Origin of the sequence: Yersinia sp. 2541 StPb PI (assembly GCF_052217145.1) — a bacterium.
Taxonomy (GTDB): domain Bacteria; phylum Pseudomonadota; class Gammaproteobacteria; order Enterobacterales; family Enterobacteriaceae; genus Yersinia; species Yersinia enterocolitica_E.
Window position 1 is genome coordinate 1 of sequence record NZ_JAZGQB010000001.1, and the last position, 11529, is coordinate 11529.

Below are 11529 nucleotides of genomic sequence, written 5' to 3' on the forward strand. Positions count from 1 at the left end.
GTGTCACTTTCGCTTTGGCAGCAGTGTCTTGCCCGATTGCAGGATGAGTTACCTGCCACAGAATTTAGTATGTGGATACGCCCCCTACAGGCGGAACTGAGTGACAATACTCTGGCGCTTTACGCCCCTAATCGTTTTGTACTGGACTGGGTCCGTGATAAGTACTTAAACAATATCAATGGCTTACTTAATGACTTTTGTGGTTCCGAGGTTCCTTTACTGCGTTTTGAAGTAGGGAGTAAACCGGCGGTAAGAACACACAGCCATCCAGTAACCGCCAGTGTTAGTGCACCTGTCGCTCCGGTTACCCGCAGCGCCCCTGTACGCCCGAGTTGGGACAGTTCGCCCGCTCAACCTGAACATTCTTACCGTTCGAATGTGAACCCGAAGCACACATTTGATAACTTCGTTGAAGGTAAATCCAACCAACTGGCTCGTGCTGCGGCACGTCAGGTTGCTGATAATCCGGGTGGTGCATATAACCCGTTATTCCTCTATGGCGGTACAGGTTTGGGTAAGACTCACCTGTTACATGCAGTAGGGAATGGCATCATGGCGCGTAAAGCTAATGCCAAAGTGGTTTACATGCATTCGGAGCGTTTTGTGCAGGACATGGTTAAGGCCTTGCAGAACAACGCAATAGAAGAATTTAAACGCTATTATCGTTCCGTTGATGCATTATTAATCGATGATATTCAGTTCTTTGCCAATAAAGAGCGTTCCCAGGAAGAGTTTTTCCACACCTTTAATGCCTTGTTGGAAGGTAATCAGCAGATCATTTTGACCTCAGATCGCTATCCAAAAGAGATCAATGGCGTCGAAGATCGTTTGAAATCGCGTTTTGGCTGGGGTTTAACGGTTGCCATTGAGCCGCCGGAACTAGAAACCCGAGTCGCGATCCTGATGAAGAAAGCGGATGAAAATGATATTCGCTTGCCCGGTGAGGTTGCGTTCTTTATTGCCAAGCGTCTGCGTTCCAATGTGCGTGAGCTGGAAGGGGCATTGAACCGTGTGATAGCTAATGCCAACTTTACCGGTCGGGCAATCACCATTGATTTCGTGCGCGAAGCTCTGCGTGACTTGCTGGCATTGCAGGAAAAGCTGGTTACCATCGATAATATTCAAAAGACTGTCGCAGAATATTATAAAATTAAGGTCGCTGACCTGCTCTCCAAACGGCGTTCTCGTTCGGTGGCCCGCCCGCGCCAAATGGCGATGGCGCTGGCAAAAGAGTTAACCAACCACAGCCTGCCTGAAATCGGCGATGCGTTTGGTGGCCGCGACCATACCACGGTGTTGCATGCTTGCCGCAAGATTGAGCAATTGCGTGAAGAAAGCCACGACATCAAAGAAGATTTCTCTAACTTAATCAGAACATTATCCTCCTAGCGCTATGAAATTTATCATTGAACGTGAGCATCTGCTAAAACCGCTGCAACAGGTCAGTAGCCCGCTGGGTGGACGTCCTACGTTGCCAATTTTAGGTAACTTGTTGTTGCAAGTGACCGAAGGCTCTTTGTTGCTGACGGGGACCGATCTGGAAATGGAGATGGTCGCGCGCGTGGCGCTGTCTAATCCCCATACCCAGGGAGCAACCACCGTACCGGCCCGGAAGTTTTTTGATATCTGGCGCGGTTTGCCAGAAGGGGCAGAAATCACGGTGGCGCTGGATGGTGATCGTCTACTGGTGCGCTCTGGCCGTAGCCGCTTCTCGCTGTCTACCCTGCCCGCGGCGGACTTCCCTAATCTGGATGATTGGCAGAGTGAGGTGGAGTTCACCTTACCGCAAGCCACACTGAAACGTCTGATTGAGTCCACTCAGTTCTCGATGGCTCATCAGGATGTGCGCTATTACTTGAACGGTATGCTGTTTGAGACTGAAGGTGAAGAGCTGCGCACTGTGGCGACCGATGGCCACCGTTTGGCGGTATGTTCCATGCCAATCGGGCAGACATTACCTTCACATTCGGTGATCGTGCCGCGTAAAGGTGTGATGGAGCTGGTCAGGTTATTGGATGGGGGTGATACACCACTGCGCCTGCAAATCGGCAGCAACAACATCCGCGCGCATGTGGGGGATTTTATTTTCACCTCTAAGCTGGTTGATGGCCGTTTCCCTGATTATCGCCGGGTATTGCCGAAGAACCCTGACAAAACGCTAGAAGCGGGTTGTGACTTGCTGAAACAGGCTTTTGCCCGAGCAGCAATTTTGTCAAATGAGAAGTTCCGCGGCGTTCGGCTCTATGTCAGTCACAATCAGCTCAAAATCACCGCCAATAACCCTGAACAGGAAGAGGCGGAAGAAATCCTCGATGTTAGCTACGAGGGAACGGAAATGGAGATCGGTTTCAACGTCAGCTATGTACTTGATGTGCTGAATGCACTGAAATGCGAAGATGTGCGCCTGTTATTGACCGATTCGGTCTCCAGTGTGCAGATTGAAGACGGTGCTAGTCAGGCTGCGGCCTATGTTGTCATGCCAATGCGTCTTTGAACTATAGCGGGCTATCTTACTTGCCAGCTTGGGATTGGGCAGTGCTCACCATCCTCACGTACATTAAGTACGCTCCGGTGGTTGTGCGCTGTCCGCACCCAATCTGTCTGCGACAATTACGCCCTCTTTCAGAGGTAATGCGATAACGCCCTTGATGGTTTGATGTTCAATAATGAAGACATTTGCAGCATGGCTCTGACACGGTTGTTAATTAAAGATTTTCGTAATATCGAATCGGCAGACTTGGCGCTGGCAGCGGGGTTTAATTTTTTAGTTGGCCCCAACGGTAGCGGTAAAACCAGTGTGTTAGAAGCGATTTATACCCTTGGCCATGGTAGGGCTTTTCGTAGTTTACAAGCAGGCAGAGTGATCCGTCACGACTGTGCCGAGTTTGTGTTACATGGCCGGGTTGATGTGAATGAACGTGAATCATCTATTGGGCTAAGTAAAAGCCGGCAGGGTGATAGCAAGGTGCGGATCGATGGCACTGACGGCCACAAAGTGGCCGAATTGGCGCAAATGCTGCCCATGCAATTGATCACCCCCGAGGGGTTCACTTTATTGAATGGCGGGCCAAAATTCCGGCGCGCTTTTTTAGACTGGGGTTGCTTTCATAATGAACCCGGTTTTTTTACGGCCTGGAGCAATCTAAAAAGATTACTTAAGCAGCGCAACGCCGCGCTGCGCCAGGTTAGTCGCTATGCGCAAATCCGGCCTTGGGATCAGGAAATTATCCCACTGGCTGAACGCATTAGTGAGTGGCGGGCGGCATACAGTGATGCAATTGCGGCAGATATTTCAGCCACATGCGCCCTGTTCCTGCCAGAGTTTGCCTTGAGTTTCTCTTTCCAGCGCGGCTGGGATAAAGAGAGTGACTATGGTGAGTTGCTGGAACGCCAGTTTGAGCGTGACCGCGCGCTAACTTATACCGCCATCGGGCCACATAAAGCGGATTTCCGCATTCGGGCCGAGGGTACGCCGGTAGAAGATTTGCTATCGCGTGGTCAGTTGAAGTTGCTGATGTGCGCACTGCGGTTAGCGCAGGGTGAGTTTCTCACCCGACAGAGCGGGCGGCGTTGCCTGTATCTGCTTGACGATTTTGCTTCCGAATTGGACACCGGCCGTCGTCGATTATTGGCCGAGCGTCTCAAGGCTACCCAGGCACAGGTTTTTGTCAGCGCAGTGAGTGCTGAGCAAGTTGCCGACATGGTAGGCGAAAAGGGCAAGATGTTCCGCGTGGAACATGGCAAAATAGAGGTTCAACCACAGGATTAAAAATGAGCGAGAAACGTTGATGTCGAATACTTATGACTCCTCAAGTATCAAGGTATTAAAAGGGCTGGATGCGGTTCGTAAGCGTCCGGGCATGTATATCGGTGATACTGATGACGGTACCGGTCTGCACCACATGGTATTCGAGGTTGTGGACAACGCTATCGACGAAGCCCTCGCTGGCCACTGTAAAGAAATTATAGTCACCATCCATTCGGATAACTCTGTTTCTGTGCAGGATGATGGCCGTGGTATCCCAACCGGTATGCACGAAGAGGAAGGGGTATCAGCCGCAGAGGTCATCATGACCGTGTTGCATGCTGGCGGTAAATTTGACGATAACTCTTACAAAGTTTCCGGCGGTTTGCACGGCGTGGGCGTGTCCGTTGTTAACGCCCTGTCTGAAAAGCTGGAACTGGTCATTCGCCGTGATGGCAAAGTTCACGAGCAAACCTACAAAATGGGCGTGCCTCAGGCACCGCTGAAAATGGTGGGTGAAACCGATCTGACCGGGACGACCGTGCGTTTCTGGCCAAGTTTCCAGACCTTCACCAATAACATCGAATTCCAGTATGAAATTCTGGCTAAACGCCTGCGCGAGCTGTCGTTCCTGAACTCCGGTGTATCAATCAAACTGAAAGACAAACGTAACGACAGAGAAGACCACTTCCATTATGAAGGGGGTATTCGGGCGTTTGTTGAGTATCTGAGCAAAAACAAAAACCCGATCCACCCGAAAGTGTTCTATTTCTCCACCATGAAAGATGATATCGGTGTGGAAGTGGCATTGCAGTGGAACGATGGTTTCCAAGAAAATATCTACTGCTTCACCAATAACATTCCGCAGCGCGATGGTGGTACTCACTTGGTGGGCTTCCGCACGGCGATGACCCGTACGCTGAACAGCTATATGGACAAAGAAGGCTACAGCAAGAAAGCGAAAATCAGCGCCACTGGTGATGATGCCCGTGAAGGCCTGATTGCTGTTGTTTCTGTTAAAGTGCCGGACCCTAAATTCTCCTCACAGACTAAAGATAAATTGGTTTCTTCTGAAGTGAAAACGGCGGTCGAAACGCTGATGAACGAGAAGTTGGTTGAGTATTTGCTGGAAAACCCAACCGACGCCAAAATCGTGGTTGGCAAAATTATCGATGCTGCCCGTGCACGTGAAGCTGCACGTAAAGCGCGTGAAATGACACGCCGTAAAGGCGCGCTGGACCTGGCAGGTTTGCCAGGCAAACTGGCAGATTGTCAGGAACGAGATCCGGCGTTGTCCGAACTCTACTTAGTGGAAGGGGACTCTGCGGGCGGCTCTGCGAAACAAGGCCGTAACCGTAAGAATCAGGCCATTTTGCCGTTGAAAGGTAAAATCCTGAACGTTGAGAAAGCGCGCTTTGACAAAATGCTTTCTTCGCAGGAAGTCGCAACGCTGATTACTGCATTGGGTTGTGGTATTGGCCGGGATGAATATAACCCTGACAAACTGCGCTACCACAATATCATTATCATGACCGATGCCGACGTGGATGGTTCTCACATCCGCACGTTGCTATTGACCTTCTTCTACCGTCAGATGCCGGAAATTATTGAGCGTGGCCATGTGTTTATCGCTCAGCCGCCACTGTATAAAGTGAAAAAAGGCAAACAAGAGCAATACATCAAAGATGATGATGCGATGGAACAGTATCAGATGACACTGGCACTGGATGGCGCTGCATTGCACGTCAATCCTGAGGCACCACCGCTAGTGGGCGAGCATTTTGAGAAACTTGTTGCTGAGCATTATAGCGTTCAGAAGACCATTGCTCGTATGGAGCGCCGTTATCCGCGTGCTTTGCTGAATAACCTGATTTATCAGCCAACCTTGAAAGAAGAGGATTTGAGCGATAAAGCAGTGGTGACACAGTGGATTGATTCTCTGGTGGTGTTACTGAATGAAAAAGAGCAGCACGGCAGCAGCTACAGTTCTGTGGTGCGCGAAAACCGTGAGCGTCAATTGTTCGAGCCAATATTGCGTATCCGTACCCACGGTGTAGATACCGATTATGATCTGGACTTTGATTTTGTCCACGGCGGTGAGTATCGCAAGATCTGCCTACTGGGCGAAAAACTGCGTGGCTTAATTGAAGAAGGCGCATTTGTTGAACGTGGCGAACGCCGAGTTCCGGTTTCAAGCTTTGAAGATGCGCTGGACTGGTTAGTGAAAGAGTCTCGCCGTGGCTTGGCAATTCAGCGCTATAAAGGCTTGGGTGAAATGAACCCAGAGCAGTTGTGGGAAACCACCATGGACCCAACCAGCCGCCGTATGCTGCGAGTGATGGTGAAAGATGCCGTTGCAGCGGATCAGTTATTCACCACCCTGATGGGTGATGCGGTTGAGCCTCGTCGTGCCTTTATCGAAGAGAATGCGTTACGCGCAGCCAATATCGATATTTAATCCGATAAGCGATTGATCGGATAGAAAAGCCCAGGGCAGTAAGCTGCCTCTGGGCTTTTTTTTGCCTTGGGAAAAGAGAGATAAATATTCTGATTAAAGGAATTGAGACTCTCAATGTAAGAATAAAAGGAAACCAATAAGGACTTTGCTATTTCTGGTCGCTAGCATCGGGTTAATAATTTTTTAAATGTTGATGTGGGGTTGGTATGGGCATGGGGTTAGCAGCAGAATTATTTTGTGAGGTTCGCGATGGCAGATTAGGCAGAGTAAGATTTTTAGTTTGTTATATTACTACGTTTATATTGCCATTATTGATTGCTTTATTTACTGGCGTGCCTTTATTTTTAGCCTATGAAAGCGCTAATGCATCAAATTTTATAACTGCCATTTTAGGCTGCGCGATTGTAGTGATGGCTTTTTTTCTGGTATTTGCCTCAGCAAATATTGAGGCAAAGCGGTTTCGGGACATTGGATTACCGGGTTGGAGCATGTTCACGGTACATACTTTGTTAGGCATTATCAGCCAATTCTCAGAAAATTACCTTTGTATCTTCGCTTTTACCATTTACCTGCTTATTTTCTTATGCTTATTTTGTATTCCAACCAATTTCTTTGGTAGTAAAGCATAGTTTGAAACAACATCATTTCCTCGCATTTTTATGCTGAATCGCGTTAGCATGAGGCATTAGTTAAATAAATGTGAGGACCTATGGCTATTGAACTGATCGCTATCGATATGGACGGCACGTTACTGAATCCGCAGCACGAAATCACTCCACGGGTAAAGCAGGCTATTGATGCTGCCCGGGCTAAAGGGGTCTGTGTGGTATTGGCCACGGGTCGGCCCTATATTGGGGTCCAACGTTATTTACGTGAATTAAATATGCAAAACAGTGGTGATTATTGCATCAGTAATAACGGTGCATTAGTGCAAAAAGCCGCCACGGGTGAGTGTATTTTGCAGGAAACTATCAGTTTTGAGGATTACCTCTATTTCGAGGCTTTATCGCGCAAAATGGATGTTAGCTTCCAGGCTTTTGATTTTGATACCTTATATACCGCGAACAAAGACATCAGCAAATACACCCTACATGAAGTGTTATTGACCGGTATTCCATTGAAATATCGTGCAATCGAAGAGATGGACCCAACATTACGCTTTCCTAAAGTGATGATGATTGACGAGCCAGAAAAACTGGATCGTGCCTTAGCGATGATGCCAGCCGAAGCTTTTGAGCGTTTCACTATCATGAAGAGTGCACCGTTTTATCTGGAAATCCTGAGTAAGCGAGTGGATAAAGGGACTGGGGTGAAAATGCTGGCAGATCATTTAGGCATTGCGCAGGAAAATGTGATGGCTTTGGGTGATCAGGGTAATGATATTGCGATGGTTAACTATGCTGGTGTCGGTGTTGCAATGGGGAATGCTATCCCTGAATTGAAAGAGATAGCGCAGTTTGTCACGTGCACCAACAGTGAAGACGGTGTGGCGGTAGCGATAGAGAAATTTGTACTTTGATATTTAACTGATGCAGTAGCTCATTAATTTGCTGCTCGGATCAGGTTTCGGTTGATATTCAATTTGTTGCTATTGCCGACCGTTATGCCTCAACCGAGCAAGAGGGCTGGCCGGCCCTCCTGCACCTGCGGCTTGCGCGAAATATTGTGGCTTCGCCATACCCTCCGGCAGCTTACCGGCTAATCGAACCGGTGCTGACTCGCTCCCAGCTCGACAGCACCTTTCGCCGCGTCCATGCGGCTCATTCGGCCTGTAAACTTTGTCGGCAATATTCCTGATTGCGCTCAAGGTCAACAGAGAAAATCTAAAAGCCTACCCTCTCTTTTATCACCCTAGAATCCCTTTCACTATTTGCACATCCTGAATCCCTAATCCGGTTAAATCCGCCAGAGTGATCTGTTGGTCATTATCTCTAAAAGAGATACCTTGCGCTAAAACTGAACCCACCTCAGTTAAGGTGTGAGTTGCTAATAGCCCTTGCTGGAATGCCTGCGAAATCTCACCAAATTCTGAGCATTGCGCCCATGAGTCCAGCAAGATTTTATCGGCTTTAGCTACCAGTTCAGGGGATAGCTCATGTTTACCTGCACTATCTGCACCGACCGCCGTAATATGGGTTCCTGGCTGAATATCCGCCGCTTGCAAGATAGGTTCTCTGCTCGGTGTGGTGGTGATAATCAACTGGCATTGACGGGCTAACTTTGCGGCATTCAGTGTAGTATTAACCTCGAAACCTTCATCTTCAGCATACTGCCGATACTCCTCTAATGCCGTTTCACTGCGACCCCAAACCCATAGCTGACGGCATGCCACCACACTTTTTAGGTACATCAGATGTAGCCGTGCCTGCATACCGGTACCGATGATACCAATAGCACTGATATGTTTTGGTGTGCAAAGCTCGGCGGCAATTCGCCCGGCCAGCGCAGTACGCAGCGCAGTTAGCCACCCCTCATCGAGCAAGATAGCTTGTGGCTCGCCAGTAAGGGCGGAAAAGGCCATCATCAGCCCTTGATTACTGGCCAATCCTTGTGCGGGATTATCATAGAAACCGCCGGAAACCTTTACGACAAACTGGCTGTCACCCTGCAAATACCCACTTTTAATACAGCAATCACCGTTGGCTTGCCCAAACAGCAAATGTTGCACTGGCGGCATTTGCACTTGCTGCTGGCTATATGCAATAAAGCCCTCTTTGAGCAGCAAGGTGATGGCATCTGCATCGAACTTGTCAAGAATTTGTTGCTTACTCAAAATTAGCATTCGGCGATGGCTCCCAGATATTTTTCCAGTACGATATTTTTACCGCACAGTACCACTGCCACTTTCTTACCTTGCCAACGTGGTGCCAGTTTCAACGCTGCCGCTAATGCCACACCAGCAGCACCTTCAATCATCCAACGGTCTGTGTGGGCAATCAAGCGCATGGCATCTTTGATTTCCTGCTCACTCACCAGGACTTTCTGATCGATCAACTGTTGGCAAAGTGCGAAGGTGATGGCTCCGGGTTCAACACCTCCGGCGGTACCGTCAGACAGGGTTTCCTGCTCTGCCACTTCCTGAATTTGGCCATTTTGCAGGCAGGTATACATGCTGGTGGCATTCGCCGGCCAGCAACCAATCACCTGTGTTTTATCCGATAATTTCTTTAAAACTGTCGCAATACCAGAAATCAGGCCACCACCGCCAACGGCAATAAACACAGCATCAAGGTCTGGTTGCTGTTCCACCATCTCCATGCCACAGGTACCTTGCCCGGCAATCACTTGCGGGTCGTTATAAGGAGAGATATAGACTTTGCCCTGCTGCTCTGCGGCGATACTCGCAGCCAGTTCGGCATTTAAAGCATCTCCTGCTACCAGTTCAATATGGCCGCCCAGTGCGCGAATAACTTCCAGCTTGATAGCTGCCGCTTGCTCTGGCGCATATATGGTGGCTTTCACTCCTGCCAGTTTCCCCGCTAGCGCCATAGCTTGCCCGTGGTTACCGGTCGAGGCAGTAATAACGCCGTTCTGGCGCTGTTCATCGGTCAACAAACGCAACTTGTTACTGGCTCCACGAAATTTAAAAGAACCGGTATGTTGCAGATGCTCGCACTTAAGATAGATTTCGCAGCCACTGTGCTGCGATAGCAATGGGCTATATTCCAGCGGCGTCACTCTCACTTGTGGGCGTAATACCTGATGAGCTTCTTTAATGGCATCGAATAATGTATTCATGACGGTTCCTTAAAATCCTTTAGCTGGTTTTTATATTTTTCAAATGGTTATAAACAGTCGCCCGACCAATGCCGAGGATTTTTGCCACGTAACCGGCTGCATTCTTACCGTTGAATGCGCCCTGTTGATAGAGGGTCTCAATGAGCATCCGGCGGCTAGCATTATTCAAAGCTGCTAGCGTGAGCTGCTGCTGCTGTAACCAATGATGGATATAAGTGTTGATGCGTTCCTGCCAATCATCCTGAAACAGCACATCCGGTTGTGGCTGTAGTTGTTGCCCTGACAGGAATAGCTCCAGTGCTGCTTTGGCACTTTCAAATACGGTGATATCCAGATTGATACATAACAATCCAATTGGCTGCCTATTGTCATCACGTAATACCGTGCTGATGGAACGCAGTTGACGGCCATCCCAATTACGCTTTTGGTAAGGCCCGATCACCTGTGAGTGCTGATCAAATCGCAACTCACTGAGATTGGAGTCTTCCCCTAATTCCCGCTGTGAATAGTTGTTGGCGATATAAACCAATTTTTGGCTGGTTAAGTCATGAATGACGACTTCTGCATAGGGAGAGAAAAGGGTGGCGATTGCATCGGCAATGGGCTGGTATCGATTAAGCATAGGTCATTTTATTTGGAATTAAAAATCCATATTAGACTTTTATTTCTAAATGCACAGGGGTTATGCCGTTTTTTTCATTCATTTTGTGATGGATTGCTTATTTTGCGATCCAAATTGTAGTACAAAAATAAAGTATAGCTCTACAATCTGTTTGTGTTGAATGACAAAGTTTGAAAATTGTGCGGCGTTGTGGGGACGGTTAATCAAGAGATGCGTAAAGTAAGGGAATCATTATTGGTTAACCTGAAATAACCGGAGCGAACATGACAAAAGAACAACTCAGTAAAACAGACCGCATTATTTTGGTTATTGGTCAGCAGATTGTTGAAGGCAAATATCCACCGGGCTCACCGTTGCCTGCCGAAGCGGAAATTTGTGAGGAATTTCAAACCTCTCGTAACATGATTCGTGAGGTTTTTCGGGCGCTGATGGCAAAGCGATTGATTGAAGTGAAACGCTTTCGTGGGGCTTTTGTCCGGCCACGTAATCAGTGGAATTATCTCGATACCGATGTACTGCAATGGGCGCTGGCCAGTGATTATGACCCACGGTTAATCAGTGCGATGAGCGAAGTGCGTAATCTGGTCGAGCCAACTATCGCCCGCTGGGCTGCCGAAAGGGCAACCTCGAAAGAGCTGGCGGTGATTGAAACGGCACTCAATGAAATGATCGCCAATCATCAAGATAGAGACGAATTTAACGAAGCGGATATCCGCTATCACGAGGCGGTATTGGCTTCGGTACACAATCCGGTATTACAGCAACTCAGTGTGGCAATCAGCTCTCTGCAACGGGCGGTGTTTGAACGAACCTACATGCCTGATGAAGAAAACATGCCGCGCACATTACAAGAGCATCAGGATCTTTATGACGCTATTCGCCATCAAGATGCTGATGCGGCAGAACGGGCTGCGTTAACCATGATAGCCAGCTCCGCTAAACGGCTAAAGGATATTACATGAGTGA

10 protein-coding genes are annotated in these 11529 nt (G+C 48.5%); 7 read left to right on the plus strand and 3 right to left on the minus strand.

Going from position 1 to position 11529, the window contains the following annotated elements; translation table 11 throughout:
* From dnaA to yidA, 6 genes are all read left to right on the plus strand, one after another.
* Positions 1–1389, plus strand: a 1389-nt coding sequence (dnaA, locus tag V1953_RS00005) for a chromosomal replication initiator protein DnaA (RefSeq protein WP_372568425.1), incomplete at its 5' end; no start/stop codon positions are given.
* Between the two features lie 4 nt (positions 1390–1393).
* Positions 1394–2494: a DNA polymerase III subunit beta gene (gene dnaN, locus V1953_RS00010; protein WP_005186756.1), complete on the plus strand. Its 1101-nt coding sequence runs from the start codon at positions 1394–1396 to the stop codon at positions 2492–2494.
* A gap of 189 nt (positions 2495–2683) precedes the next feature.
* Positions 2684–3769 carry a DNA replication/repair protein RecF gene (gene recF, locus V1953_RS00015; protein WP_372560198.1) on the plus strand — a complete coding sequence of 362 codons (1086 nt, stop codon included), beginning with the start codon at positions 2684–2686 and terminating at the stop codon, positions 3767–3769.
* 19 nt (positions 3770–3788) lie between these two features.
* Entirely contained in the window at positions 3789–6203 is a 2415-nt protein-coding gene (gyrB, locus tag V1953_RS00020; protein WP_083161534.1) for a DNA topoisomerase (ATP-hydrolyzing) subunit B, read from the plus strand.
* Between the two features lie 206 nt (positions 6204–6409).
* Positions 6410–6832, plus strand: a complete 423-nt coding sequence (locus V1953_RS00025) for a DUF805 domain-containing protein (RefSeq protein ID WP_442850528.1) — start codon at positions 6410–6412, stop codon at positions 6830–6832.
* 80 nt (positions 6833–6912) lie between these two features.
* The gene (gene yidA / locus V1953_RS00030) at positions 6913–7722 is read left to right on the plus strand and encodes a sugar-phosphatase (RefSeq protein ID WP_083161529.1); all 810 of its coding nucleotides are present in this window, start codon (positions 6913–6915) and stop codon (positions 7720–7722) included.
* A gap of 327 nt (positions 7723–8049) precedes the next feature.
* On the opposite strand, the gene V1953_RS00035 is transcribed toward yidA, so the two are convergent.
* The 3 genes from V1953_RS00035 to V1953_RS00045 are packed head-to-tail and all read right to left on the minus strand — an operon-like array spanning position 8050 to position 10563.
* Complete coding sequence (locus V1953_RS00035; protein ID WP_442850529.1) at positions 8050–8985, minus strand: ornithine cyclodeaminase family protein; 936 nt, start codon at positions 8983–8985, stop codon at positions 8050–8052.
* A complete protein-coding gene (locus tag V1953_RS00040; protein WP_083161524.1) occupies positions 8979–9941 on the minus strand; it encodes a threonine/serine dehydratase in 963 nt (320 codons plus the stop codon). The genes V1953_RS00035 and V1953_RS00040 overlap by 7 nt, the downstream gene beginning before the upstream one ends.
* Positions 9942–9960: 19 nt before the next feature.
* Entirely contained in the window at positions 9961–10563 is a 603-nt protein-coding gene (locus V1953_RS00045; RefSeq protein WP_083161522.1) for a helix-turn-helix transcriptional regulator, read from the minus strand.
* A gap of 263 nt (positions 10564–10826) precedes the next feature.
* On the opposite strand from V1953_RS00045, the gene dgoR reads away from it, so the two are divergent.
* Positions 10827–11525: a D-galactonate utilization transcriptional regulator DgoR gene (dgoR, locus tag V1953_RS00050; RefSeq protein WP_083161520.1), complete on the plus strand. Its 699-nt coding sequence runs from the start codon at positions 10827–10829 to the stop codon at positions 11523–11525.
* Positions 11526–11529 lie beyond the last annotated feature (4 nt).

What these genes read in the sequence shown, in the direction of transcription:
- V1953_RS00035 (WP_442850529.1), bottom strand. Translation starts at nt 8,985, where the DNA reads ATGCTAATTTTGAGTAAGCAACAAATTCTTGACAAGTTCGATGCAGAT.
- dgoR (WP_083161520.1), top strand. Translation starts at nt 10,827, where the DNA reads ATGACAAAAGAACAACTCAGTAAAACAGACCGCATTATTTTGGTTATT.
- V1953_RS00045 (WP_083161522.1), bottom strand. Translation starts at nt 10,563, where the DNA reads ATGCTTAATCGATACCAGCCCATTGCCGATGCAATCGCCACCCTTTTC.
- gyrB (WP_083161534.1), top strand. Translation starts at nt 3,789, where the DNA reads ATGTCGAATACTTATGACTCCTCAAGTATCAAGGTATTAAAAGGGCTG.
- dnaN (WP_005186756.1), top strand. Translation starts at nt 1,394, where the DNA reads ATGAAATTTATCATTGAACGTGAGCATCTGCTAAAACCGCTGCAACAG.
- yidA (WP_083161529.1), top strand. Translation starts at nt 6,913, where the DNA reads ATGGCTATTGAACTGATCGCTATCGATATGGACGGCACGTTACTGAAT.
- V1953_RS00040 (WP_083161524.1), bottom strand. Translation starts at nt 9,941, where the DNA reads ATGAATACATTATTCGATGCCATTAAAGAAGCTCATCAGGTATTACGC.
- recF (WP_372560198.1), top strand. Translation starts at nt 2,684, where the DNA reads ATGGCTCTGACACGGTTGTTAATTAAAGATTTTCGTAATATCGAATCG.
- V1953_RS00025 (WP_442850528.1), top strand. Translation starts at nt 6,410, where the DNA reads ATGGGCATGGGGTTAGCAGCAGAATTATTTTGTGAGGTTCGCGATGGC.